Annotated in this window: 27 protein-coding genes and 2 tRNA genes; 15 read left to right on the forward strand and 14 right to left on the reverse strand. The window is 67.6% G+C overall.

What is annotated here, in order from left to right; all coding sequences use genetic code 11:
- The first annotated feature begins 46 nt into the window (after positions 1-46).
- The 5 genes from gyrA (at position 47) to ON31_RS00705 (ending at position 4,049) form a co-directional block, all read left to right on the forward strand.
- On the forward strand, positions 47-2,563 hold the full coding sequence (gene gyrA, locus ON31_RS00690) for a DNA gyrase subunit A (RefSeq protein WP_039808139.1): 2,517 nt from the start codon (positions 47-49) through the stop codon (positions 2,561-2,563).
- Between the two features lie 45 nt (positions 2,564-2,608).
- Entirely contained in the window at positions 2,609-3,601 is a 993-nt protein-coding gene (locus ON31_RS00695) for a DUF3566 domain-containing protein (RefSeq protein WP_039808142.1), read from the forward strand.
- 137 nt (positions 3,602-3,738) lie between these two features.
- Positions 3,739-3,812: transfer RNA gene (locus ON31_RS00700), tRNA-Ile, on the forward strand.
- A 29-nt stretch (positions 3,813-3,841) separates the two neighbouring features.
- Positions 3,842-3,949 (forward strand): DLW-39 family protein, encoded by a 108-nt coding sequence (locus tag ON31_RS37495; RefSeq protein WP_218007277.1) that lies wholly within the window; start codon positions 3,842-3,844, stop codon positions 3,947-3,949.
- Positions 3,950-3,976: 27 nt separating this feature from the next.
- Positions 3,977-4,049, forward strand: a tRNA-Ala gene (locus ON31_RS00705).
- A gap of 243 nt (positions 4,050-4,292) precedes the next feature.
- On the opposite strand, the gene ON31_RS00710 is transcribed toward ON31_RS00705, so the two are convergent.
- The 4 genes from ON31_RS00710 to ON31_RS00725 all read right to left on the reverse strand — a co-directional run bounded on the left by ON31_RS00710 (position 4,293) and on the right by ON31_RS00725 (position 5,739).
- Positions 4,293-4,808, reverse strand: coding sequence for a hypothetical protein (locus ON31_RS00710; protein WP_157533557.1), 516 nt, complete (start codon positions 4,806-4,808; stop codon positions 4,293-4,295).
- 287 nt (positions 4,809-5,095) lie between these two features.
- On the reverse strand, positions 5,096-5,362 hold the full coding sequence (locus ON31_RS00715; protein WP_147287017.1) for a hypothetical protein: 267 nt from the start codon (positions 5,360-5,362) through the stop codon (positions 5,096-5,098).
- Positions 5,359-5,565, reverse strand: coding sequence for a hypothetical protein (locus ON31_RS00720; RefSeq protein WP_039808148.1), 207 nt, complete (start codon positions 5,563-5,565; stop codon positions 5,359-5,361). Before ON31_RS00720 ends, ON31_RS00715 begins: the two co-directional genes overlap by 4 nt.
- Positions 5,566-5,568: 3 nt before the next feature.
- Positions 5,569-5,739 (reverse strand): hypothetical protein, encoded by a 171-nt coding sequence (locus ON31_RS00725; protein WP_157533559.1) that lies wholly within the window; start codon positions 5,737-5,739, stop codon positions 5,569-5,571.
- Positions 5,740-5,921: 182 nt separating this feature from the next.
- Here ON31_RS00725 and ON31_RS00730 point away from each other — a divergent pair, with 182 nt between their 5' ends.
- Both ON31_RS00730 and ON31_RS00735 read left to right on the forward strand, forming a co-directional pair.
- Positions 5,922-7,271, forward strand: coding sequence for a helix-turn-helix domain-containing protein (locus ON31_RS00730; protein WP_039808153.1), 1,350 nt, complete (start codon positions 5,922-5,924; stop codon positions 7,269-7,271).
- Entirely contained in the window at positions 7,268-7,876 is a 609-nt protein-coding gene (locus tag ON31_RS00735) for a GNAT family N-acetyltransferase (protein WP_039808156.1), read from the forward strand. The genes ON31_RS00730 and ON31_RS00735 overlap by 4 nt, the downstream gene beginning before the upstream one ends.
- 187 nt (positions 7,877-8,063) lie before the next feature.
- Here the strand turns inward: ON31_RS00735 and ON31_RS00740 are convergent, their stop codons facing one another.
- On the reverse strand, positions 8,064-8,378 hold the full coding sequence (locus ON31_RS00740; protein WP_147287018.1) for a hypothetical protein: 315 nt from the start codon (positions 8,376-8,378) through the stop codon (positions 8,064-8,066).
- Positions 8,379-8,608: 230 nt separating this feature from the next.
- Between ON31_RS00740 and ON31_RS00745 the strand changes: the two genes are divergently transcribed.
- The 3 genes from ON31_RS00745 to ON31_RS00755 all read left to right on the forward strand — a co-directional run bounded on the left by ON31_RS00745 (position 8,609) and on the right by ON31_RS00755 (position 11,899).
- Positions 8,609-9,634 carry an adenylate/guanylate cyclase domain-containing protein gene (locus tag ON31_RS00745; RefSeq protein WP_039808161.1) on the forward strand — a complete coding sequence of 342 codons (1,026 nt, stop codon included), beginning with the start codon at positions 8,609-8,611 and terminating at the stop codon, positions 9,632-9,634.
- A 424-nt stretch (positions 9,635-10,058) separates the two neighbouring features.
- Complete coding sequence (locus ON31_RS00750; RefSeq protein WP_039808164.1) at positions 10,059-11,054, forward strand: daunorubicin resistance protein DrrA family ABC transporter ATP-binding protein; 996 nt, start codon at positions 10,059-10,061, stop codon at positions 11,052-11,054.
- Positions 11,051-11,899 carry an ABC transporter permease gene (locus ON31_RS00755; protein WP_081592124.1) on the forward strand — a complete coding sequence of 283 codons (849 nt, stop codon included), beginning with the start codon at positions 11,051-11,053 and terminating at the stop codon, positions 11,897-11,899. Before ON31_RS00750 ends, ON31_RS00755 begins: the two co-directional genes overlap by 4 nt.
- 6 nt (positions 11,900-11,905) lie before the next feature.
- Here ON31_RS00755 and ON31_RS00760 read toward each other — a convergent pair whose 3' ends face one another.
- Positions 11,906-12,100 (reverse strand): hypothetical protein, encoded by a 195-nt coding sequence (locus ON31_RS00760; RefSeq protein ID WP_029930540.1) that lies wholly within the window; start codon positions 12,098-12,100, stop codon positions 11,906-11,908.
- A 98-nt stretch (positions 12,101-12,198) separates the two neighbouring features.
- Here ON31_RS00760 and ON31_RS00765 point away from each other — a divergent pair, with 98 nt between their 5' ends.
- Positions 12,199-12,726, forward strand: a complete 528-nt coding sequence (locus tag ON31_RS00765; protein ID WP_029930539.1) for a peptidylprolyl isomerase — start codon at positions 12,199-12,201, stop codon at positions 12,724-12,726.
- Positions 12,727-12,743: 17 nt separating this feature from the next.
- Positions 12,744-13,622 (forward strand): rhomboid family intramembrane serine protease, encoded by an 879-nt coding sequence (locus tag ON31_RS00770; RefSeq protein ID WP_029930538.1) that lies wholly within the window; start codon positions 12,744-12,746, stop codon positions 13,620-13,622.
- A 57-nt stretch (positions 13,623-13,679) separates the two neighbouring features.
- Here ON31_RS00770 and ON31_RS00775 read toward each other — a convergent pair whose 3' ends face one another.
- Positions 13,680-14,120, reverse strand: coding sequence for a PH domain-containing protein (locus tag ON31_RS00775; protein ID WP_029930537.1), 441 nt, complete (start codon positions 14,118-14,120; stop codon positions 13,680-13,682).
- 150 nt (positions 14,121-14,270) lie between these two features.
- Positions 14,271-14,537 carry a cell division protein CrgA gene (gene crgA, locus ON31_RS00780; protein WP_029930536.1) on the reverse strand — a complete coding sequence of 89 codons (267 nt, stop codon included), beginning with the start codon at positions 14,535-14,537 and terminating at the stop codon, positions 14,271-14,273.
- Between the two features lie 107 nt (positions 14,538-14,644).
- On the opposite strand from crgA, the gene ON31_RS00785 reads away from it, so the two are divergent.
- From ON31_RS00785 to ON31_RS00795, 3 genes are read left to right on the forward strand one after another with little or no spacing between them, the layout of a single operon-like run.
- The gene (locus ON31_RS00785) at positions 14,645-15,283 is read left to right on the forward strand and encodes an aminodeoxychorismate/anthranilate synthase component II (protein ID WP_039808172.1); all 639 of its coding nucleotides are present in this window, start codon (positions 14,645-14,647) and stop codon (positions 15,281-15,283) included.
- Entirely contained in the window at positions 15,280-15,993 is a 714-nt protein-coding gene (locus ON31_RS00790; RefSeq protein ID WP_255221927.1) for a RibD family protein, read from the forward strand. The genes ON31_RS00785 and ON31_RS00790 overlap by 4 nt, the downstream gene beginning before the upstream one ends.
- On the forward strand, positions 15,983-16,444 hold the full coding sequence (locus tag ON31_RS00795) for a deaminase (RefSeq protein WP_039808174.1): 462 nt from the start codon (positions 15,983-15,985) through the stop codon (positions 16,442-16,444). Before ON31_RS00790 ends, ON31_RS00795 begins: the two co-directional genes overlap by 11 nt.
- A gap of 59 nt (positions 16,445-16,503) precedes the next feature.
- Here the strand turns inward: ON31_RS00795 and pknB are convergent, their stop codons facing one another.
- Genes pknB through ON31_RS00825 form a run of 6 tightly spaced genes read right to left on the reverse strand, consistent with a single transcriptional unit; the run spans position 16,504 to position 24,906 of the window.
- Positions 16,504-18,405 (reverse strand): Stk1 family PASTA domain-containing Ser/Thr kinase, encoded by a 1,902-nt coding sequence (gene pknB / locus ON31_RS00800; protein ID WP_039808176.1) that lies wholly within the window; start codon positions 18,403-18,405, stop codon positions 16,504-16,506.
- Complete coding sequence (locus ON31_RS00805; RefSeq protein ID WP_039808178.1) at positions 18,402-19,967, reverse strand: protein kinase domain-containing protein; 1,566 nt, start codon at positions 19,965-19,967, stop codon at positions 18,402-18,404. Before ON31_RS00805 ends, pknB begins: the two co-directional genes overlap by 4 nt.
- Before the next feature lie 34 nt (positions 19,968-20,001).
- Positions 20,002-21,474 carry a peptidoglycan D,D-transpeptidase FtsI family protein gene (locus ON31_RS00810; RefSeq protein WP_039808179.1) on the reverse strand — a complete coding sequence of 491 codons (1,473 nt, stop codon included), beginning with the start codon at positions 21,472-21,474 and terminating at the stop codon, positions 20,002-20,004.
- Positions 21,471-22,943, reverse strand: a complete 1,473-nt coding sequence (locus tag ON31_RS00815) for an FtsW/RodA/SpoVE family cell cycle protein (protein WP_029930529.1) — start codon at positions 22,941-22,943, stop codon at positions 21,471-21,473. Before ON31_RS00815 ends, ON31_RS00810 begins: the two co-directional genes overlap by 4 nt.
- A complete protein-coding gene (locus tag ON31_RS00820) occupies positions 22,943-24,442 on the reverse strand; it encodes a PP2C family protein-serine/threonine phosphatase (RefSeq protein WP_039808182.1) in 1,500 nt (499 codons plus the stop codon). The genes ON31_RS00815 and ON31_RS00820 overlap by 1 nt, the downstream gene beginning before the upstream one ends.
- Positions 24,439-24,906, reverse strand: coding sequence for an FHA domain-containing protein FhaB/FipA (locus tag ON31_RS00825; protein WP_029930527.1), 468 nt, complete (start codon positions 24,904-24,906; stop codon positions 24,439-24,441). Before ON31_RS00825 ends, ON31_RS00820 begins: the two co-directional genes overlap by 4 nt.
- Positions 24,907-24,984: the final 78 nt, after the last annotated feature.

Consider the following 24,984-nt stretch of genomic DNA (forward strand, 5'->3'; position numbering starts at 1 on the left):
CCACTGCCGAGGAATACCTCGAGAGACTTCCCACGGAGACCAATTCATGACTGAGACCTCCCTGCCCCCGTCGGGTGGCGACCGGATCGAACCGGTCGACATCCAGCAGGAGATGCAGAACTCCTACATCGACTACGCCATGAGCGTGATCGTGGGCCGCGCGCTGCCCGAGGTGCGCGACGGTCTGAAGCCGGTGCACCGCCGGATCATGTACGCGATGTACGACAACGGGTATCGGCCCGATCGCAGCTATGTGAAGTCGGCTCGCCCGGTCGCCGACACCATGGGCAACTACCACCCGCACGGTGACACGGCCATCTACGACACCCTGGTGCGCATGGCGCAGCCCTGGTCGCTGCGCTACCCGCTGGTGGACGGTCAGGGCAACTTCGGTTCGCGCGGCAACGACGGCGCGGCCGCCATGCGCTACACCGAATGCCGCCTGACCCCGTTGGCCATGGAGCTGCTGCGCGAAATCGACCACGAGACGGTCGATTTCCTGCCGAACTACGACGGCAAGACGCAGGAGCCGGTGGTGCTCCCGGCCCGCGTGCCGGTGCTGCTCATGAACGGCAGCAACGGCATCGCGGTCGGTATGGCGACGAATATCCCGCCGCACAACCTGACCGAACTCGCCGAGGCCATCTACTGGGCGCTGGACAATCACCTCGCCGACGAGGAGTCCACTCTCGCCGCGTGCATGGAGCGGGTGAAGGGTCCGGACTTCCCGACCGCGGGTCTGATCGTGGGCACCCAGGGCATTCACGACGCGTACACGACGGGCCGCGGCTCGATCAAGATGCGCGGTGTGGTGGAGATCGAGGAGGACAATCGCGGTCGCACCACGATCGTCATCACCGAACTGCCCTACCAGGTCAACACCGACAACTTCATCAACTCGATCGCCGAGCAGGTGAAGGACGCCAAGATCGCCGGTGTCGCCGACATCCACGACGAGTCCTCGGATCGCGTGGGCATGCGCATCGTCATCACGGTCAAGCGTGACGCGGTCGCCAAGGTGGTGCTGAACAACCTCTACAAGCACACCCAGCTGCAGACCAGCTTCGGCGCCAACATGCTGTCCATCGTGGACGGTGTGCCGCGCACGCTGCGCCTGGACCAGATGATTCGCCTGTACGTGAATCACCAGTTGGACGTGATCGTCCGGCGTACCAAGTACCTGCTGCGCAAGGCCGAGGAACGCGCCCACATCCTGCGCGGTCTGGTGAAGGCCCTGGATCAGCTGGATGCCGTCATCGCCCTGATCCGTCGTTCGGCCGATACCGAGACGGCCCGCACCGGCTTGATGCAGCTGCTCGATATCGACGAGATCCAGGCGACGGCCATTCTCGATATGCAGCTGCGCCGCCTGTCCGCCCTGGAACGGCAGAAGATACTCGACGAGTTGGCCAAGATCGAGGCCGAGATCGCCGATTTGAAGGACATTCTGGCGCGGCCGGAGCGGCAGCGTGCGATCGTGCGTGACGAGCTGGCCGAAATCGTCGACAAGCACGGCGACGACCGCCGTACCAAGATCATCGCAGCGGACGGTGACGTCGCCGACGAGGATCTGATCGCCCGCGAGGACGTGGTCGTCACCATCACCGAGACCGGTTACGCCAAGCGCACCAAGACCGACCTGTACCGCTCGCAGAAGCGCGGCGGCAAGGGTGTGCAGGGCGCGGGTCTCAAGCAGGACGACATCGTCAAGCACTTCTTCATCACCAGCACGCACGACTGGCTGCTGTTCTTCACCAACAAGGGCCGGGTGTACCGGGTCAAGGCGTACGAGCTGCCCGAGGCCAACCGCACCGCGCGCGGCCAGCACGTGGCGAATCTGCTGGCCTTCCAGCCAGACGAGAAGATCGCCCAGGTCATTCAGATCAAGTCCTACGAGGACGCGCCCTACCTGGTGCTCGCCACCCGCAAGGGTCTGGTGAAGAAGTCCAGGCTGACCGATTTCGACTCCAACCGCAGTGGCGGCATCGTCGCGGTGAACCTGCGTGACGAGGACGAACTGGTAGGTGCCGCGCTGTGTGCCGCCGACGACGATCTGCTGCTCGTCTCCGCGCACGGCCAGTCGATCCGCTTCGCAGCCAATGACGAGGTGCTGCGGCCCATGGGCCGCGCCACCTCCGGTGTGCAGGGCATGCGCTTCAACACCGACGACGAACTGCTGTCGCTCAATGTGGTGCACGAGGGTGAGCAGGGCTTCCTGCTCGTCGCGACCTCGGGCGGCTACTCCAAGCGCACGGCGCTGGACGAGTACACCGCGCAGGGCCGCGGTGGAAAGGGCGTATTGACCATCCAGTACGACCAGAAACGTGGCAGTCTGGTCGGAGCGCTCATCGTCGACGATGACGACGAGCTGTACGCCATCACCTCCGGCGGCGGTGTGATCCGGACGGCGGCCAACCAGGTGCGCAAGGCCGGACGCCAGACCAAGGGCGTGCGATTGATGAACCTGGGCGAGGGCGCTACGTTGCTCGCAATCGCGCGCAACGCCGATGAGCCCGACGCGGTTTCCGGTGAAGAAGATGCCAGTGGTTCGGCGAAGCAGTAGTTTTCTCGACAGCAGCGGCGGCACAACGGATCGAAGGATTCACCATTGACCACTCCGAATCAGCCGAATGACCAGCGGCAGCATGCCAACGGTGTGACCGAGCGAATCGCACCGTCCCCGATTCCGCCGCGCCCCATTCCGCGGCCGGGATCGCCGGAAGGGCAGCCGCAACCGCCTGAAATGTCGGGCCAGTCCGGTGATTTCGCCCAGGATGGCAACGCCGGACGTCGGAGCGATCCGGCCGACGCCGCCCCGGACCAGGCCGCCGAGCAACCGGCCCCCGGTGACGGGCAGACCACGTCCCGGTTCGAGGAGGGCGGCTGGTCCCAGCTACCGCAGCGGGAGCCGCAGTCCAACCTCTACCGTCCCGGCCAGGCGCCGGTGGCGGGACGCCCGGGCTCCGCGCCCGGGGTCGGCCTGAACGCGGGTGCGTCCAATGCCCGCACCACGGCCGACCTGGCCGCCAAGGCGGCCCGCAAGGAGGCCGCCATGGTGAAGTCCGTCGGCATCGACGGACCGACCCGCAGCATCGCGCGGCCGGAACTGGTCAAGGACATGCCGGACCTGTCCGATCTGCGGCATCCGCTGCCGCAGCATGTGGAGGCTCCGGCGGCGGTCGCCGGGGGTCCGGTGTCGCCGTCGGCCCCGGCGGCCGTGCAGCAGGCCGTCTCCAGCGGTGAACCGCTGCGGGCGACCGTGCAGCTGCGCCATATCGATCCGTGGTCCACGCTGAAGGTGTCGCTGGTGATCAGCGTGGCGCTGTTCTTCGTGTGGATGCTCGCGGTGGGCCTGCTGTACCTCGTGCTCGAGGGCATGGGCGTGTGGGAGCGGATGAACTCCACCTTCACCGACATCGTCTCCGACGGCGGCTCGTCCTCGGCGATCGTGGACGCGGGTACCGTCTTCGGCTACGCCGGTGTGATCGGCATGATCAATGTGGTGCTTTTCACCGCCCTGTCCACGGTCGGCGTGTTCGTCTACAACAACTGCACCGATCTGGTCGGCGGCATCCAGGTGACCCTGGCCGATCCGGATTAGTCCACCCGCATCGGAGTACCTCTCGAAGCGGCCGGCGGCGGGCTCGTGCAAGCCCGCTACCGGCCGTTTTGGTTACTCGGGGAGTCGTACGGTAATCTCATGCCTCGGTTCGGGTGAGACACCCGGAACCGAGATGAGGGCCTATAGCTCAGGCGGTTAGAGCGCTTCGCTGATAACGAAGAGGTCGGAGGTTCAAGTCCTCCTAGGCCCACTCCCGAATATCTCTGTAGGGTGGGATTCATGAAATTTCTCCTCACGATCGGCCTCGTCGCCGCGGTGATTTTCGGAATCAGCAAACTGCGTCAGCGCAACGACGCGGACCTCTGGCACGAGGTAACCACGCGCTGAACAACTTTCGGGGATTCTTCCCCGTCCGGGGCCTTAGCTCAATTGGCAGAGCACTGCCTTTGCAAGGCAGGGGTTAGGGGTTCGATTCCCCTAGGCTCCACAACTATCAGAGCAGGTCAGGCGGGGTTTCCGCCCTCCTGGTCTGCTTTGTCCACACCTGTGGGTGTAGGGGTAGCGGTCCACCGTGAATCTACCCCGATCGCATTCCCCGCCTGTTCACCGCAAAGACGGCACGATCTGCTGGCAGGTCCGCTACCGCATCACCTGAGGCTACCCGGCACGCGTGAATCCGCCCTGGCCGCAACGGTCGGGGCGGATTGTCGCCGTCCGAACCGGAATCGACCTAGTCGCTGACGATCTCCCACTGCGCCAGTTCGGCTGTTGTCGAGGGCTTCCCGTTCCACAGGTGCAGCTGGAAGTCGGGGTCTTTGATCTTCGCGTCCGTGTTGTACGCGCTGTCCATATCTGCGACATAGAACGCAAAGGTCCGTTCGCCGAGAGGTGTCGGCCGCAGCGCCTTCGCGATATCGGTCGCTATCGGCCGCAGCGCGTCCGCGGTAACGCTGTCCGGCACGCACAGGTCGATCGCTACGCCGACCAAGCCCGGTTTATCGCTTTGTGTGCTCACTCGGCCGGTCACCACCTGCACACCGGGCGGCAACTGGAGGCCAGCGGTGAACGTGGCGAGGTCCGGGTCATCGATCGGGTGCGACGGATAGCAGCCCCGAGCGTCGGCGGCTGCGGTGGTAGTCGGGGCGTTCGCGACGGTCGGCGCCACGCTGTCGGTTTCGGTATCGGATCCGCACGCGGAAAGACTGATCGCAGCAGCGGAAATGGTGAGAGCTACAACGGTTCTCATCGAGGGCTGGCCCTTTGCATAGGTGGTTGGTGAGGGGACGGTTCGACCCGAGATCGCAGCCCGTTCTCGTGCCGTTATCGGAAGACCGGAGGGCTGGCATGAAATGTCATGGCCTACAGGCGAGGCCGCCTCGCCGAGCGTTGACGCTCGGCAGGGCGGTCTCTATGAGATAACCGGGCGTGGGATATACCGGCTTCGTCAGTGTCGATCCAGGTGTCACAGGGCAGGTCGGTACACCCGGAAGCTCTGGCGGGGCTCGTGAGCGGCGGAGCGTGGTCACGGATGGCCTACCGGCCGGAGATTCGGCCGCAGCTGGGGCCTCCAGGACGCATGCCCTCGCGCTGCTCGAGGATTCGCCAGAACAGCTCACGCTGCGCTGGGAACAGATCGAAGCACTTCCCGAGGTCGACACCGCCCTCGTCGGGCGGCATCGGCAGGGCCTGCCGACCGTTGTGCACAGCGAAAACCGTTGCGACGCCGCCGACGATGGCCCAACGCGCCGTGCCGCTGGCGTGCGTGGTGGCGTACGTCTTCGGAGTGGTCGGTGCGTTCACGCGGGCCACCCCGCCGGTACGAGCTTGCCGTCGCCGACGAGCTTCTTGTACGCGATCGTCTTCGTAAGGCACTGGCCGACACGGCATTCACGGTGTGCCTGCATGGCCTCGTGTGGGTGCTCGGCCGCCCACCGAAAGCTTGCGTGGCTGATGATCTGAGCGATCGTGGCGGCGTCGAAACCGGCGGGCAGATGAATTGCCATGACCTACCCCCGCAGTGGAACGACCGTGCGGGCGGCCTCGGCGTCGAGTCGCGCTCGAATTTCGGCGACCGTAGGGCCGCGATGGCGGCGCGCATGTGCAGCACCGTCGAGAACGGCGGCCGCGACGACCACGAGGAGTAGCGCGATGACCACGATGGCGAGGATGATTTCCATGTCGGGTGCCTCCAGGTCCCTGGAATGGTTGGAGTGCACCCGACGCCAGGGATAAGGGGCCGACCTGGCGGCGGGTGCTGTTTTTACCTTCACCGACCAGGCACTTTCATCCCACCCACAAACCTGCTACGGAAGTCCTACGCTTATCCGACGAGTCGTTGCGAGGCGGACCGGGGGCACGAATGATCGTCAGCAAGTGGACGGCGACCGAGGTCAAGGCATTGCGCAAGGTCGCCCTTCGGATGACACAGAACGAGTTCGCCGACCATCTCGGCTGGGACGTGAAGACGATCCAGAAATGGGAACAGAAGGCGACTGCCGACCGGCCGGTCACCGGCCGGTCCGCCGAGTCACTCGACACGACCTTCGCACGCCTTGACCCGGTTCAACTCGAGCGATTCAGTCTTGCTCTTGCGGCTGCGTCACTTCAGTCCGACCGGCATTCTGGACGTGATGGCATCGAAACGGCCGGTGCGGTATCGGAATCGCCGAGTGCTGTTGCGCTCGGCATGTATGCATGGGAAGTCGACGACGACGTGAGACGGCGGGAATTCGGGAAGCTGGCAGCCCTCGGCACTGTGACCATGCTGGTGGGCGAGCACGACCGCCTCGGCGCGTCCGACGTGCGACGTCTGCTCCATGGCGTCGACGTCCTCGAACACGAGGACCAACAGTCCGGCGGGGCGGGCCTCGTCGACTTCGCCGTCGAACAGCTGGCCCGCGCGAAACACAAGCTCGACACCTGCGCCTACGACACCGCGACCGGCGACGCGTTCACCAGCGCGACAGGGCATCTTGCCGTGCTGGCGGGCTGGCTCGCCTACGACGCCGACCGGCACCCGCTCGCCCGACGCTGCTACGCCGACGCGCTCGCGCTCGGTACCGAAGCCGACGACGCCGATCTGATCGCACATACCTGCCTGTACGCAGCCAACCAGTCGATAGCGCTCAGCCGCGCCGGTGCTGGAAGCCCGTACCACGCACTCAAATTGGTTCACCGCGCCCGCGATCTCATGCGCGGGCGGCCACCCGGGCGAATCCACGCACTCATCGCGATCCGCGGGGCGCAGGCGTACGGCGTCGTCGGCGACCACACCGCATTCGGCCGGACGCTGGCAACAGCGTGGCGCGAGATGGATGCCGCCGCACAGTACGAACCGATCGACGAGTGCCCGCAGTGGCTCCGTTTCGTCAGCCATTCCGAGATCGCGGGGCATGAGGCACGCGGGTACGGCGACCTCGGCGAGACATCGCGATCTGTCGAGCTCTACAGCGCTGCCGCCGCCGAACAGACGAGCCCCCGCAATGCGATGAACCTGCGCGCCTGGTCGGCCGCCAGTCGGGCACGAGTCGGCGACGTCACCGGCGCGGTAGCCGAGGGCCTGCCCGTACTCGCTTCCCTCGGCGAAGTGTCGTCCACGCGAACCCTGCGCGTGCTGGAACCTGTGCGCCGCACCGTCGAGCCGCTCGCGTTCGGCAGCGAGTTCTGCGGTCGGTTCGACGCTCTCGCGCAGAAAGCCATCGCGCGATGACCGCCACCATCGAGGGCCTCGCGTTCCGGCACTGCTCGGCCACGCAAGCACGCGAACTGCGCGACGTCGTCGAGGACATCTATCGACGGTCGTATGTCGATGCCATTGCTTCCGGTGACCCATTCGACTCACCCACCGAGTTCATGCACCGATTCGACGCCTACACCGACCCAGGCCGTGGCAACGGTTTCGAACTGGTCATAGCCTCGATTCACGGCGTACCCGCCGGTCAGACCTGGGGCTGGCCGCTGCCCACGAACGCGCGATGGTGGGAAGGGCTCACCCTCGACGAAGGCGATATAGACGCGTTCACCACCGAGGACGGCACCCGAACATTCGCACTCAGCGAGATCATGGTGTGCCAGGAGCACACCGGTCATGGACTCGCGCGCAGGCTGCACGATGAACTGCTCGGCGGCCGCTCGGAACAGCGCGCCACCCTGCTTGTCGAGCCGGACAACACGCGGGCCTACGCCGCATACCGGAAATGGGGCTGGCGCAAGGTCGGATCATTGCGCCCACATTGGCCCGACGCCCCGCAGTTCGACGTGCTGCTCTACCCGCTCACACCCGGCGAATCAGTAGCGATCGTCGTCGACCCGTAGCGGCTCGTAGTCGCGACCGCGCCACTCGCCAGCGGACCGGCCGCGCGGCGACCCATGCGCACACCTCGGCGGCGTATGCCTCGGCGTTCAGTTCGGTGGGGGTGCGGGGCGCGTCGACAGTACGATCGGCTGGCGGGTCCGCCAGCGCTTCACCTCGCGCCGGATGTCAACCCTCACAACCGTTCGGCTAGCAGGGTCCCGGGAGCTGGTCGGCGGACCACCGTGCGATCACATAGGACAGTGCGCCGAAGGCGGCGCCCGCCAGGGCGATCGGGATGGATCCGATGATGAAGACGGGCAGCCCGAGGAAGAATCCGATTATCGCGCCGATCGCCGCGCGCGTGCCGATCGAATCGCCCGGCATCAGGCACATTGCGACGGGCTCACCTGTCCCATCGATCGTGACCCCGATCGCCGCCGGCGTCTCGACCGCCACGGCCGACACAGGAGCTGCGGCCGCTCGGCCGCTGAATCCCGCGACGAGAATGCCGATGACGAGCATGCCGAGCAGAGTCAGCGCAGTGCGCTTCATTAGTCCCCCTGGAGATGAACTGGTTTCAGTGGTCCCGACCGTCGGTAATCATCGCGTCAGGCCATGGACCCCGCCAGCCGAGGAACAGTGTTGGCACGGAATGTCAGCTCGAGGGGAGCCGCCGAGACATGGTTTGTGATCGGTCACCAGGCGGGTCGTGGCGGCGGCGTGGTGGGGGGTTTGCGCCGTAAGGTGGCTCCATGGCCTCCACTGAGATCTCCAAGTTGGTTCAGTCGGTGGTCGAGCCTTACCTGCTGAGCGGGGAGCGTAAGTACAACCGGCGGCAGGTGGCCGACCGGACCGGGGTGCCGTCGACGCTGTCGCGGCGACTGTGGGTGTCGTTGGGGTTTCCGGCGGATCCGGATGATGAGGCGATCGAGTACACCGATGCCGATGTGCAGGCTGTTCGTGCCTTCACCAAGCTGAATGTGCTTGCGCGGGCGGATGTTCCGCGGCAGACGGCGGCTGCGCGGCAGTTGGGGCAGTCCATGGCGCGGCTGGCGGAGTGGCAGGTCGATCTGGTCACCGAGGAGATCTTGGACCGGATCGCGGCCATTACCGAGGCCGATCCCGCGGCCGATCCGCAGGAGGCGGCGCGGGCGGCCACCGAGGAGGTCGTCTCCGAACTCGAGCAGCTGCTCTCCTATGCCTGGCGGCGGCAGTTGGCCTCCTCGCTGGCGCGGTCGCTGGACGGCGGTGCGGTGGCGGGGGACCAGGTGCGGCAGCTGGCGGTCGGGTTCGCCGATATGGTCAGTTACACGCGGCTGACCCGGCATCTGGACCCCGAGGAGCTCTCGGCGCTGCTGGAATCGTTCGAGACCGTCACCAGCAACGCGATCACCGCGGGCGGCGGCTGGGTGATCAAGAATGTCGGCGACGAGGTCATGTACGCGGCCGGATCCGCCGAGCAGGGCGCGCGCATCTCCCTGGCCATTCAGGAGGCGGCGGAGGCGTCGCCGGGCATCACCACGCAGTTGCGCATCGGGTTGGCCTACGGGCCGGTACTGCAGCGCTTCGGCGACCTCTACGGCGATGTGGTGAACGTGGCCGCGCGGCTCACCGGTGTGGCGCGGCCGGGCACCGTGCTCATCGACGACGGTGCGGCCGCGCGACTCGACGGTGATCCGGAATTCACGCTGCGGCATCTGCGCAGTGTGCGGGTGCGCGGTATCAGCCGACTGCGCGGGCATGTGCTGCGCCGCAACGAGATTCGCCCACTGATCTAGATCGTATTGGTCTAGTCCGGTGAGCCGACTCCAGAAAGGGGGGCGGGCCTCGGCGAAGGGGGGGAGTTAGCCGAGGCCCGCGATAGGTCGGCCCGGGGGGGAGGGGCCGACGGGAACGATCCTACGCGACGATTCGAGTTTGTGTGCGCACGGGGACCATCGCGTTGGAAGATTTTTTCGCCGAACCTGTCGTACCCCGCTGCGAACATGTGTTCGTGCACGAGCTGTCGAGGACCGCGCGCCGCCGCATTCCCCGGGGATGCGGCTCCTCGTGTGCGACAGGCGTTTCGAAACGGGGTAAATGGGATGAAATCACGATCAGCCTGGGCAATACTGGGGCCATAGCGTCCCGGTCACGGTCGACAGTATCTGCGCAGCTCAGACACCTATACGAGCTCAGAACCCCTATGACACCAGGAGAATCATGCCCGACGCAATAGTCGCAGAGGGGCTGGTCAAACGGTACGGCCACGTGGTCGCACTGGACGGACTCGACTTACGGGTGCCGGAAGGCACCGTCAAAGCCCTGCTGGGTCCCAACGGCGCGGGGAAGACCACCACCGTCCGCGTCCTGACCACCCTGCTCATCCCCGATTCCGGCCGCGCCACCGTCGCCGGGGTCGACGTGCTGAAGGACCCGCAGCTGCTGCGCTCCCGGATCGGCACCTCCGGCCAGTACGCGGCCGTGGACGAATACCTCACCGGCTTCGAGAATCTCGAAATGGTCGGTCGCCTGTACCACCTCGGGGTGCAGCGCAGTAAGCAGCGCGCCCGGGAGCTGCTGGAGCGTTTCCGGCTGGCCGACGCCGGTGACCGCCCGGTGAAGGGCTACTCCGGCGGTATGCGCCGACGGCTCGACCTCGCGGGCGCACTGGTCGCCAATCCGCCGGTGCTGTTCCTGGACGAGCCGACCACCGGCCTCGATCCCCGTGCGCGCCTGGACCTCTGGGATGTCATGGAGGAACTGGTCGCGGGCGGCACCACCCTGCTGCTGACCACCCAGTACCTGGAGGAGGCCGACCGGCTGGCCGATTCCATCGCCGTGATCGACCACGGCACGGTGATCGCCGAGGGCACCTCCGACGAGCTGAAGTCCATGGTCGGCGGCGACCGCATCGAGTTGACCGTCGACCATGTGGACAATCTGGCGGTCGCCGAACAGGCGCTGTCCGGGCTGGCGCACGGCGAGATCCGGCTGGAACCGGGGCTGCGGCGCATCATCGTTCCGGTCAGCAATGGTTCGCAGGCGCTGGTCGACGCCATCGGCCAGCTCGCCAAGCACGAGGTGGCGATTCACGACGTGGGTCTGCGGCGGCCGTCGCTCGACGACGTGTTCTTGACCTTGACGGGCCATGAGGCCGAGGAATTGGTGAACGGCTCGGGTTCGGTGGAGCTGGAGAAGGAGGGACAGGCCCGATGAGCGCCATGCTGACATCCGTCGAGAAACCGTCGCTGGCCCAGCGGGCCACCATGTTGGCGAGCGACAGCCTCACCATCACCAAGCGCAATGTCATCAAGATCAAGCGTGTCCCGGACGTGCTGATCTTCACGACGCTGTCGCCGATCATGTTCGTGCTGCTGTTCGCGTACGTGTTCGGCACGGCCATCCAGGTGCCGGGAATGGAGGGCGGCTACCGCGAATTCCTCATCGCGGGCATCTTCGCGCAAACGGTCGTATTCGGCGGAACCTTCACCGGTTTGAGCCTGGCCGAGGATATGCAGAAGGGCATCATCGACCGTTTCCGCTCACTACCCATGGAACCCGCGGCGGTCCTCATCGGACGCACCGGCGCCGACGTGGTGATCAATGTGGTGAGCCTGGTGGTGATGTCGCTGGCCGGTCTGGTGGTCGGCTGGCGAATTCGCGGATCGTTCGTGGACGCGGTGCTGGCGTATCTGCTGCTGTTGCTGTTCGCCTACGCGATCTCGTGGATCATGGCCGTGATCGGCCTGATCGTGCGAGCGCCCGAGGTGTTCAACAACGCGGTGTTCATCGTGATCTTCCCGCTCACCTTCCTCGCCAACACCTTCGTGCCGATGGAGAATCTGCCCGGACCGCTGAAGCTGTTCGCGGAATGGAATCCGGTGTCGGCGTTGACGCAGGCGACTCGTGATCTGTTCGGCAATACCAGCCCTGCCATGCCGCCGCCGGACACCTGGTCCATGCGGCATCCGGTGGCGACCACGCTCATGTGGGTCGCCGTGATCCTGGTGATCTTCGTACCGCTGGCCGTGCGGCAGTACAAGCGCTCGGTGAGCCGGTAGGAACGCTCAGCGCGTGGTTTCCGTGCCCGCCCCGGCGAGCGGGGTGGGTGCGGAACCATTGCGGGAGTAGCCCAGGCGCGGCGGCTCCGGGGCGGGGGCGGGTGGCTGCGGGCGGCGGTTCAGGACGACCGCGACAATGCTGCCCACCGCTCCGAGTAGTGCCGCCGCGATGATTCGGTTGCGAAAACTCCCCAGCTGCATTCGACCACTGTGACACAGCACGCGTTTTCGCGCAGCAAGGGGTGGTGACCGCAGGTCGCTGGGGGTTCTCCCGTCGGCCACGGCATAGCATGGGCGGCGTGACCTCACCGAATCAGACCGCCGTGGCGACGCTGCACACCAACCTCGGCGATATCAAGATCTCGCTCTTCGGTAACCACGCCCCCGCGACGGTGCGGAACTTCATCGGCCTGGCCGACGGCTCCGCCCCGTACACGACGAAGAACGCCGCGGGCACCGATTCCGGGCCGTTCTACGACGGTGCCGTCTTCCACCGCGTGATCGACGGCTTCATGATTCAGGGTGGCGACCCGACCGGTACCGGGCGCGGCGGACCAGGATACGAGTTCAAGGACGAGTTCCATCCCGAACTGCGCTTCGACCGCGGCTACCTGCTGGCCATGGCCAATGCCGGGCCGGGCACCAATGGTTCGCAGTTCTTCATCACCGTCGGCGCGCAGCCGCATCTCAATCGGAAGCACACCATCTTCGGAGAGGTGGTGGATCCCGACTCCCGCAAGGTGGTCGACACCATCGCCACCACCGCGACCGATCGCAACGACCGGCCGAAAGATCCGGTCGTGATCAACAGCGTCACTATCGACTGAATTCGAAAGCAGTAGAGATGAATCCGCACCCGCCCGCACCGTCGTGTTACCGCCATCCGGACCGGCCCACCGGTCTGGCCTGCACGCGGTGCGGGCGGTCCGCCTGCCCGGAATGCCTGCGCTCGGCCTCGGTCGGGCAGCACTGCGTGGACTGTGTGGCACAGGGGCAGAAGGATGTTCGGCAGGTGCGCACGGTGGGCGGGGCGACGCTGTCGCGCAATCCCGTGCCGTTCGTGACCTACGCGCTGATCGCCGTGAATGTCGTCATCTACGGCATTACCGCGCTGGAAGCCGGGAACCTGATGGACAATCGGGCCTCCTCGCTGTTCAGGGCATGGCGGTTGGTGCCCGCTTTCGTCGGGGACGGTGAGTGGTTCCGGGTGGTCGGCTCCGGCTTCCTGCACTACGGCCTGATCCACTTGCTGGTGAATATGCTCGCGCTGTACCTGCTCGGCCCGTACTGCGAAGTGGCGCTGGGGCGTACGCGATTCCTCGCGGTGTATCTGGCCTCGCTGCTGGGTGGCTCCGCGGCCGTCATGGCGCTGGTCGATCCGCTCACCGCCACCGTCGGCGCGTCCGGCGCGATCTACGGCCTGTTCGGCGCGGTCGCGGTGATCATGCTGCGCACCCGGCAGAACATGACGCAGATCGCCGTGCTGTTGGCGATCAACCTGTTCATCAGCGTGTCGGTGCCCGGCATCTCGCTGTGGGCGCATCTGGGCGGGCTCGCGGCGGGGACGCTGTCCACGGCCGGGATTCTGTATCTGCCGCGCCTGCTGCGCGCCCGCACCCAGTCGACCGCCTCCGCGATCGGTTGGGGATCGGTGGCGGCCGTGGTGGTGCTCGCGCTGGTGGTGAGCGTGCTGGCCGCGCCGACGGTGATAGTGATCAACTGACGTCGCGGCGGCTCGGCCGGATTGATTCGACCGGAGCGACTCGGGTGAACTACCGGATCAGCGGCCCAGATGGGCGCGCAGGGTTTCCAGTACCTCGTCGGGTGCGGCCCCGAGATCCCAGCGGCCGAAGATGAGCAGCCGCTCTTCGCCGCCGTCGTTCACATCCAGTTCGAGCATGGGCATCCGGCGGCCGAGTCGCCGGTAGGAGACCACGCGCGCCCGCAGCACCTGCTCGGGTGTGTAGCGCTTGGGTCCGGTCACGCCGCGCACCACGACCGGATCGGGGGTGCCCGGCTCGACGGCCAGGCGCGGCCGCTGCCGCAGGCCCACTCCGGCCATGACGAGTAGGGCGATGGCGGCCAGGCCGATGAGCAGCCGGCCGGGCGGATCGTCGGACAGGAAGGCCGCCACGGCGAGCACGATCCCGCCGAGGGCACAGACCGCGAGGGCGGCGGGTGGGGTCGACCACGCCAAGGCGCGGGAATCGGCTGGCGTCACTGTCCCCAAACCCTCCTCGAGTTGTCCACAGATTCATCCACAAGTGTGTATGAATAACACTGTTGTAAGGCGATCGAGCTCACTAGCAGCCGCTATATGTAGCGGTCGTATCCATCCACACCCCGCTCATCTTGTGGAGACTGGGGAGAACTAGCGCCAGCGCATGGTCATGATCAGCCCCACGACCATGAGGCCGAAGCCGATCAGGAAGTTCCACGCACCCAGATCGCTCATCCAGCTGATCTCCTCGGCCGCCAGGTAGTACACCAGCAGCCACACCAGTCCGGCCAGCATGAAGCCGAGCATGATGGAGACGTACCAAACCGGCGAGGGACCCGCCGCCTTCACCTTGACGGGCGTCCGGCTGGCCGGGTTGATCGTGTAGTCCGTCTTCTTCCGGACCTTGGACTTGGGCATGGGGTGGCTCCTCCGGCTCTCCGTGACTTCAGCGCATGGGCTGAGGTATGGGTCCATACTAGGTATTGCCTGCGGCGATCGCGGCTGCGCCCGGCTACTCTCGAACCATGCGTGTTCTGGTCGTCGACAATTACGACAGCTTCGTGTTCAACCTGGTCCAGTATCTCGGGCAGCTGGGTGTGGATGCGACGGTCTGGCGCAATGACGATGCACAGCTCGCGGACGTGAACGCGGTGGTGACCGAATTCGACGGGCTGCTCATCAGCCCCGGGCCGGGGACGCCGGAGCGCGCGGGGGCCAGTATCGACCTGGTGCGGGCCTGCGCGAAGCACGAGGTACCGCTGCTCGGGGTGTGCCTGGGGCATCAGGCCATCGGTACGGCCTTCGGCGCCACCGTCACGCGGGCCCCGGAGCTGCTGCACGGCAAGACCTCCGACGTCTACCACATCGGCGCGGGGGTGCTGGCCGGACTGCCCGACCCCTTCACCGCCACCCGCTACCACTCGCTGACCGTGCTCGAGGAGACCATGCCGCCGGAGCTGGAGGTGCTGGGCCGCACCGAGAGCGGGATCGTCATGGCCATGCGGCATCGCGAGCTGCCCATTCACGGGGTGCAGTTCCATCCCGAGTCCGTGCTCACCCAGGGCGGGCACCGGATGCTGGCCAACTGGCTGGGTGTCTGCGGCGCCCGGCCCGACGAGGGCCTGGTGCGGACCCTCGAGGCGGAAGTCGCGGCGCTGGTGTGAATCGCCCCGACGATGTGGTGCGCCGCCGACCGCATGTGCTGCTGTCGGTGGCGGTGAGCATCGACGGATACATCGACGACGCGCGCACCGATCGGCTGCTGCTGTCGAATTCGGCGGATTTCGACCGAGTGGATCGGCTGCGGGCCGAATCCGACGCCATTCTGGTCGGCGCGGAGACGCTGCGCCGCGACAATCCCCGGCTGCTGGTGAACAGCGCCGAGCGCCGCGCCGCCCGGGTCTCGGCGGGGCGATCCGAATATCCCCTGCGGGTGGTCGTCTCGGCCAAGGGCGAACTAGACCCGGAACTGCGCTTCTGGCACAGCGGCGGGGAGCGCGTCGTCTACACCACCGAGGCCGGTGCGGTGCGGCTGGGTGATCGCCTCGCACGGGCGGCGACGGTCGTATCCCTGGGCGGTGCGGTCGATTTCGCCGCGCTGCTGGACGATCTCGGCGCGCGCGGCGTCGAACGGCTCATGGTGGAGGGCGGCGGCGCGATCCACACCGCCTTCCTGTCGGCGGGACTGGCCGATGAGATGCTGATGGCGGTCGCACCGATCCTGGTCGGCGATTCGGCCGCCCCGCGATTCCTGCGTTCCGCCGCGTATCCGGGTGGACCGCATCGGCGGCTGCGGCTGGCGGAGGTCAGCCAGGTCGGTGATATCGCCCTGCTGCGCTACCTGCCGAAGGAGGAGGGTCCCCGTGTCGGATGAGCAGCGCCTGCACCGGCAGTGGATGCGCCACGCCATCGGACTGGCCCGACTGTGCCCGATCAGCGCGACCGCGTTCTCGGTGGGCGCGGTGATCGTCGGCGAGGACGGCGTGGAGATCACACACGGTTGGTCGCGGGAGACCGACGAGAAGGTGCACGCCGAGGAATCCGCGCTGAACAAACTGGAACCGGACGACCCGCGGCTACCGCACGCCACCCTCTACAGCACCCTGGAGCCCTGCTCGCAGCGCGCCAGCCGCGACCGCGCCCCCTGCACGGATCGCATTCTGCGCGCGGGCATTCGGCGGGTCGTCATCGCCTGGCGCGAACCGGCCACCTTCGTGGCCGACTGTGTCGGCGTCGAGAAGCTCCGCGAGCACGGCATCGAGGTGATCGAACTGCCAGACCTCGCCGACGAGGCCATGTCGATGAACCGCCACCTGCGGCTCTGACGAGAATGGCCGCGCTCCTCGCGGTGCGCGGCCATGTCGCTGGTGCCGATCGGCGGATCTCACGGGGGTCCGAGGGACAGCACGCCGGTCGTGATGGTCACCGTCGCGGTCTTGCCGAGCGAGGAGCCGACCGCGGGCTGCTGGGCGATGACCCGGCCCACACTCCCCGCGTCCAGGGTGGCCTGGGTGTTCTGGCTGATCTGGCCGACCCAGCCGCGGGAGCGGAGGGTGTCGGCGGCCTGGGCCGGGGTCATACCGCGCAGGTCGGGCATGGTGATGGCGTCGCCGGTGGAGACCTGGACGATGACCGTGGAGCCCCGGTCGGCCATGGATCCGCCCGCCGGGTTGGTGCCGATCACCGTGCCCTTGGGCTGGGAGTTCTGCACCTCCTGCACGGTGATCTCGAAACCGGCGCTCTCCACCAGGTTGGGTTCCGCAACGTCCAGCGGCTGGCCCACCACGTCGGGGACGCGTACCTGTTCGGGTCCCTTGCCGAGGGTGATGGTGACCGTGCTGTTGGCGTCGATGCGCGCGCCCTCGGTGGGGGTCTGGGCGATCACCTTGTCCTTGTCCTCGATGCTGGAGGCGTCGCGCTGCACGTCCGAATCCAGCCGCAGCCCTTTGGCATTGAGCTGCTGTTCGGCCTGCTGCTGGGTGAGTCCGGCCAGGCGCGGCACCGCGACCTGCGCGGGGCCGGTGGACACCTGGAGGGTGACGGTGCTGCCCTCGTCGACGCGCGAGCCGCCGAGCGGCTGGGTGGCGATCACATTGCCCTGCGCCACCTTGCTGTCCGGCTTCTCCTGGATGGCGACGGTGAAACCGAGCCGCTCCAATTCCTGCTGCGCGGTGGCGGCGGGCCGATTGGCCAGATCCGGCACCGCGACCTGGTCGGGGCCGGAACCGGGACCGATCAGCGTCCAGAACAGGACGAAGGCCACCACCACCGCGGCCGCGCCCGCCAGGCCCAGATACAGTCCGCGGCGCGAGCCGTTCGCGTCGACGATCTCCTGTTCGGAGGTGTCGTCGCCGCGTTCCACGGTGCGGTAGCGCGGTGCGGGGAACTCCTCGTCGAGGAAGGTGGTGCTCTCCTCCTCGGTCATGACCATCGGCGCGGTCGGTTTCTGCCCGCCCAGCACCCGGATCAGGTCGGCGCGCATCTCGGCGGCGGTCTGGTACCGGTTGGCCGGGTTCTTGCTCATGGCCTTGAGCACGACCGAGTCCAGTTCGCGCGGTACGCCCGGATGCACGTGCGAGGGCAGCCGCGGATCCTCCCGGACGTGCTGGTACGCCACCGCGACCGGGGAGTCGCCGGTGAAAGGCGGTTCGCCGGTGAGGATCTCGTACAGCACGCAGCCGACGGAGTACACGTCCGAGCGGGCGTCGACCTGCTCACCGCGGGCCTGCTCCGGGGACAGGTACTGCGCGGTGCCGATGACCGCGGCGGTCTGCGTCATGGGATTGGAGCTGTCGGCGATGGCGCGCGCGATGCCGAAGTCCATCACCTTCACCGCACCCGCGCGGTTGATCATGATGTTGGCGGGCTTCATATCCCGGTGGACGATGCCGTTGCGGTGCGAGAAGTCCAGCGCCGCACACACATCGGCGATGACCTCCATGGCCCGGCGCGGCGGCAGCGGCCCCTTGCCGCGCACCAGATCGCGCAGCGTGTCACCGTCCACGTACTCCATGACGATGTACGGCAGCGGCCCGCCGTCGACCTCGGCCTCACCCGTGTCGTAGACCGCCACGATGGCCGGATGGTTCAGTGCGGCGGCATTCTGCGCCTCCCGCTTGAACCGCAGATAGAACGTGGGGTCGCGGGCCAGGTCGGCACGCAACACCTTGATGGCCACATCGCGGCCGAGGCGCATATCCCGCGCCTTGTGGACTTCGGACATACCGCCGAACCCGATGATCTCGCCCAGCTCGTAGCGAGAGGAGAGATTCTTCGGGGTCGTCATGGCAGTCCTTGCTGGGCGGCGGGAGCTGGAGTGCTGCTGTGTGCTGGTCGCGTGGTTCCGAACGCACCACCGGCGCCACCGGGCACCGTCGGTGGCCACGATGGTATTTCGAACGGGGGCTCGATGGTGGTCTTGCTGGGCTTGACCGTGGTGGTCGGCGCCGGTTTGGTGGTGCTCGGTTGCTGCGGCGTGGTGGTCGGCGGCTGCGTCGTCGTGGTCGGCGGCGGCTCGGTGGTGGTCGGCAGCGGTTCCTCGGTGGTCGGCGGGACCGTCGGCGGCGGGGGCACGTACCGGGTGGTGGTCGGCGGCTCGGTGGTCGTGGTGGTGGTCGGCACCGGCGGCGGCACCACCACGGCGCTGGTCTTGGTGGGCGGCGTCGATTCCGGCGGATCCCCGCTGAGCAGGACGAAGGCCGCCGCCGCACCCACGACCAGCGCGCCGACGCCGAGACCCGCGAGGGCCTTCTGACTGTTGGTGAAGCGCCCGCCGCCCTGTTCGGCGGTGCGTCCACCGATCGGCGGCGTGCCGGGCGGCGGGGTGTTCGGACCCTGCATCATGGCGGTGGCGACCGGCGGCTGCTGCGCCCGCTGTGCGTGCGGCGGTGTCGGGTACCGCACGGTGGCGGCGTCACCGCGCGCGGCGGTGGGCAGGATCACGGTCGGTCCGGGCGGCAGCACCCGGGTGGCGCCGGAGGTCATCGGTCCGGCCAGGCCGCTGGGCGGCGGCGGCCGACGGCCCGCGCGCACGGCGGCCACCGCGTCGGCGAATTCACCGCCGCTGGTGTAGCGCTGACCCGGCTCCTTGGCCATGGTGATCTCGATGAGCTCCCGCACGTTCGGCGGCAGGTCGGGCGGCAGCGGCGGCGGGGTCTCCCGCACATGCTTCATGGCGACGGTGAGCGCGCCGTCTCCGGTGAAGGGCCGCTGCCCGGCCAACGCCTCGTAGCCGACCACGCCGAGTGAGTACACGTCGGAGGCGGCGGTGGCGTCCTCGCCGGTGGCCTGTTCGGGCGCGATGTACTGGGCGGTGCCCATGACCATGCCGGTCTTGGTGACCGGGGAGGCGTCGACGGCCTTGGCGATGCCGAAGTCGGTGATCTTCACCTGGCCGGTCGGCGTCACGAGAATATTGCCGGGCTTGACGTCGCGGTGCACGACGCCCGCGGCGTGCGCCACCTGGAGCGCCCGACCGGTCTGCTCGAGCATGTCCAGGCCCTGCGCCACCGACAGCCGGCCGAGCCGGTTGAGCACGGCGTTCAGCGGTTCACCGGACACCAATTCCATGACCAGGTAGGCGGTTTCGCCGCCCGCCGGGTCCATGGTCTCGCCGTAGTCGTAGATACCGGCGATACCGGGGTGGTTGAGCTGCGCGGTGGTCTTGGCCTCGGTGCGGAACCGGTGCCGGAAGGTGGGGTCGGCCGAGAATTCCGCCTTGAGCACCTTCACCGCGACCCGGCGGTCGAGGCGGGTGTCCAGGGCTTCCCAGACCTGTCCCATTCCGCCGGTGGCGATGAGGCGATGCAGCCGGTAGCGGTCGGCGATCAAGGCACCGTTGGTCAGCATTCCAGCCCCCGTCCAGCGAGCACGTTCATATCGTTCAGCCCCCCGCCAGTCCGGCGTCGAGCACCGCGCGGGCGACCGGCGCCGCGACGGAACCACCGGTCGCGGCCAGGGCGCGGTCACCGCCGTTCTCGACGATGACCGCGATCGCGATCTTCGGATTCTGCGCCGGCGCGAAGGCGATGTACCAGGCGTGGGGCGGGGTGTTGCGGGGATCGCTGCCGTGCTCGGCGGTGCCGGTCTTGGAAGCGATCGTGTAGGGGCTGCGGCCGCCGCCCTGGGTGTTCTTTTCCGATTCCATCATCAGAGTGGTCAGTTGGGACGCCACCTGGGCGTTCACCGCCTGACCCACCGACATCGGTTTGGTGGTGCTGAGCACGCTGAGATCCGGGCCTTGCAGTTGGTCGACCAGGTAGGGCCGCATCCGGACGCCGCCGTTGGCGATGGTGGCCGCGATGACCGCGTTGTCCAGTGGCGTGAGCGCCACGTCGCGCTGGCCGATGCTGCTCTGTCCGAGCGCGGCGCCGTCCGGGATGGTGCCGACGGTGCTGTCCGCCACGGGAATCGGGATCCCCTCGTGCTGTCCGATACCGAACGCGGCCGCTTCGTCCTTGAGCGTCGCGGACCCAACCTTGATACCGAGCTCCACGAAAGCGGTGTTACAGGACAGTTTGAACGCGGTGGTCAGTGATGCGGTCTGGCTGTCGCCGGGGCCGCAGTGGTTGCCGTTGTAGTTCTCCAGCGTGGTGGCGGTGTCGGGCAGGGTGATGCGCGACGCGGCCGTGAACTGGTCGTCCGGCTGGGCGATGCCCGCGGACAGCGCGGCGGCCGTGACCACCACCTTGAAGGTGGAACCGGGCGGATAGGTCTGCGACACAGCGCGGTTCAGCATGGGCGAGCGCGGATCCTGCTGTAGGTCGTTCCAGGTCTGGGTGACCGCGGCGCCGTCGTGGCTGGACAGCTGGTTCGGGTCGTAACTGGGGGTGGACACCATGGTGAGGATGCGCCCGGTGCTCGGTTCGATGGCCACCACCGAACCGGTGTACCCCTTCGAGGTGAGCTGCTCGTAGGCGACCTTCTGCATGACCGGGTCGATGGTGGTGACCACATTGCCGCCACGCGGATCGCGGCCGGAGACCAGATCGACGAGATGGCGGCCGAACAGCTGGTTGTCGGAGCCGTTGAGCACCGAGTCCTCGGCGTGCTCGAGCCCGGTGCTGCCGTACTGCATGGAGTAGAACCCGGTGACCGGGGCGTAGGCCGCCGGATCGGTCGGGTAGGTGCGCAGGTACTTGTACCGGTCGTCGGTGGCGACGGAACTGGCCAGCACCGTGCCCTGCGCCGAGATCTGGCCGCGCTGGCGCGAGTACTCGTCCATCAGCACCCGCACGTTGCGCGGATCGCTGCGCAGACTGTCCGCCTTGATGACCTGTACGTAGGTGGCATTGGCCAGCAGGGCGACGACCATGATCATCACGGCCATGGCGACGCGACGCAGGGGAGTGTTCACGCGGTGCCTCCCTTCGGAGGTCGCCGCACCATCTCGGTGGGGGCGTCGGCAATGGGTTCGGGGGCGCGCCTGCGCACCGGGGCGGGTGCGCGGGCCGCGTCGGAGATCTTGATCAGCAGCGCCACCAGCGCGTAGTTGGCCAGCAGCGAGGAACCACCGTACGAGACGAACGGCGTGGTGAGACCGGTCAGCGGAATCAGTTTGGTGACACCGCCGACCACCACGAACACCTGCACGGCGATGGTGAACGACAGTCCGGCGGCGAGCAGTTTGCCGAAGCTGTCACGCACCGCCAGCGCCGTGCGCAGCCCGCGCACCACGAGCACGGTGAACAGCATGAGCACTGCGGCCAGGCCGACGAGCCCGAGTTCCTCACCGATGGTGGTGATGATGAAGTCGGTCTTGGCGAAGGGCACCTGTGACGGCCGTCCGCTGCCCAGCCCGGTCCCCGCCAGTCCGCCGGTGGCCAGGCCGAACAGCGACTGCGAGATCTGGTAGCCGGTGTTGTTGTAGTCGTCGAACGGGTGCAGCCAGGTCTCCACGCGCACCCGTACATGCCCGAATCGGTTGTAGGCGAAGAGGAATCCGATGGCCAGCAGACCGCCGCCGATGACCAGCCAGCCCACCCGCTCGGTGGCGATGTAGAGCATGGTCAGCACGGTGACGAAGATGAGCAGCGAGGTGCCGAGGTCCTTCTCCAGCACCAGCACGCCGATGCACACCACCCAGACCACCAGGATCGGGCCCAGATCGCGGGGGCGCGGCAGCTCCAGCCCCAGCACATGCTTGCCCGCCACGGTGAACAGGTCACGCTTGGCGACCAGCACCCCGGCGAAGAAGATGATCAGCAGCAGCTTCGCGAATTCGCCCGGCTGCACGCTGAATCCGGGCAGCCGGATCCAGATCTTGGCGCCGTTGACCATGGAGAACCGATCCGGCAGCAGCGCCGGAATGGCCAGGGCTATCAGGCCGATCAGACCCAGGGTGTAGGCGTAGCGCGCCAACGTGCGGTAGTCGCGCAGCGTGATGAGCAAACCCATGAACACCACCATCCCCAGCCCGGTCCACAGCACCTGCTGATTGGCGTCGGGGGAGGGGATGGCCGTGGAGTTGAAGATGGCGTCCTGTTTGTCGGCCAGATCCAGGCGATGGATGAGCACCAGCCCCAAGCCGTTGAGCAGGGCCACGATCGGTAGGAGCACCGGGTCGGCGAAGGCCGCGAAGCGCCGTACCGCCAAATGCGCGACTCCGAACAGCGCCAGGTACGCCAAACCCAGCTTGGCGATATCCCAACTGATGGACTGTTCCTGGCTGGCCTCCACCAGCACCAGCGCCACCGTGGTGACGAGGGCGGCGAGGCCGAGTAGCAGCAACTCGATATTCCGCCGGGTGGACGGCGGCGGCGCGGGAGCGAATCCGCCCGGCGGGCTGGGAAAGGCCCCAGCGGACGGCGGTGCCGGTGCGGACATCAGTCCGTCACTCTGCAGTTCTGGCCCGCGATCTGCGGGGCCTGGGTGGTGGTGACGGGGGCGCTGGCCGGCGGCTGCTCGCGGTTCTCCGGCGGACGCAGCTCACCGGTGCGTTCGGTGCCGGGCTCGGTGTCCGGCTGACCGGTGGTGGTCGGCGGCACCGCCGTGGTCGGCGTGCCCGTGGCGGGCGGCTGATTCGGGTCGCTCGGCGGCGTCGGCTCCGGTTCGGCGGGCTTCTCGCACGGCGGCAGCAGTTCCCGCTGCGCCAGCGACCGCATCTGCGTCACGGCGTCCTCACGGGAGCCGGGCGGCAGGCCCTTCTCGACGGAATCGCGACCGGTGGGCTTGAGATCGTCGAAGGTCAGTTCGCGGCAGCCGGCCGGGAAGTCGGTGCCGGGGGCGACGAGGGACAGTTCGCCGTCGCGGGTGACGCATCCGATCTGATCGACATCGTGGATGGAGTAGCCCAGTACCGAACCGGGCAGCCCGCGTAGTACCACCACCCGATCGCCGTCCGCGCCCACGTAGTAGTTGCTGCGAATCATGTTGTAGCCGACCGTGAGCCCGGCGCCGATGGCCACGATGAGCGCCACCGCCAGCAGCAGCCAGCGCAGTGTGTGGCCCTTGCGCGGCGGTTCGGGCTCGGACTGCTGGACGGCGCGGCGCGGGGCGGCGCGCGGAGGTCTCATGGCGGCGGCCCGCCCGGCGGCGGTGTTCGGCGGGGGAGTGTCCTCGTCCTCACCGGAGGCCGCGCCCGCCACGATGGGGTGGCTCTGGCCGTAGTCGAGGTCGATCACGTCGGCGACGACGACGGTCACATTGTCGGGACCGCCGCTGCGCAGCGCCAGTTCGATGAGCCGGTCGGCCGCCTCGTCGGTGGTGCCCTCGCGCAGGGTGTTGCCGATGGTCTCGTCGCTGACCACGTCGGACAGGCCGTCCGAGCACAGCAGGTAGCGGTCACCGGCGCGGGCCTCGCGCACGATGAGTGTCGGCTCGATCTCGTTGCCGGTGAGCGCGCGCATGATCAGCGACCGCTGCGGATGGGTGTGCGCCTGCTCCGGGGTGATGCGCCCCTCGTCCACCAGCGACTGCACGAAGGTGTCGTCCCTGGTGATCTGGGTCAGCTCGTCGTTGCGGAACAGGTAGGCGCGGGAGTCGCCGACATGGGCGAGGCCGAGCTTCTTGCCCGCGAACAGGATGGCGGTGAGCGTGGTGCCCATGCCGTCGAGTTCGGGTTCCTCCTCGACCTGATCGGCGATGGCGGCATTGCCCTCGCGCACCGCGCGGTCGAGCTTGCCGAGCAGATCGTCGCCGGGTTCGTCGTCGTCGAGATGGGCCAGGGCGGCGATCATCAACTGCGAGGCGATCTCACCGGCGGCGTGGCCGCCCATCCCGTCCGCGAGCGCGAGCAGCCGCGCACCCGCGTAGACGGAATCCTCGTTGTTGCTTCGGACGAGACCGCGGTCGCTGCGCGCTGCGTAGCGGAGAACAAGTGTCACGATCGGAGCTCGATCACTGTCTTGCCGACACGGACGGGTGTGCCGAGCGGAACCCGCACCGGCGTGGTGACTTTCGCGCGGTCGAGGTAGGTCCCGTTGGTGGAACCGAGATCCTCGACATACCAGTCCTCACCACGCGGCGACAGGCGCGCGTGGCGGGTGGAGGCGTAGTCGTCGGTGAGTACCAGCGTGGAATCATCGGCCCGCCCGATCAGCACCGGCTGGGTGCCGAGAGTGATGCGGGTGCCGGCGAGTGAGCCTTGAGTCACCACGAGATATTTGGCGCCCTTCTGGCCCCGGCGAAACGATGGCAGCACCGCGGAACCACTCTGGGACCGTGGCGCGACTCTGATGCCGGATGCCGCGTAGATATCGCTGCGCAAGGTCCGGAGCACCGCCCACACGAACAGCCACAGCAGCAGCAGGAACCCCGCACGGGTCAATTGCAGGATCAATCCCTGCACGGTGCTCCACCTCCTGTTCGACCGTGTTGTAGGTACGGTTCGTCGACCCCCAACCGGTGTTGCCTGTCAGCACGGGCC

The organism is Nocardia otitidiscaviarum NBRC 14405, assembly GCF_000308635.1.
Taxonomy (GTDB): domain Bacteria; phylum Actinomycetota; class Actinomycetes; order Mycobacteriales; family Mycobacteriaceae; genus Nocardia; species Nocardia otitidiscaviarum.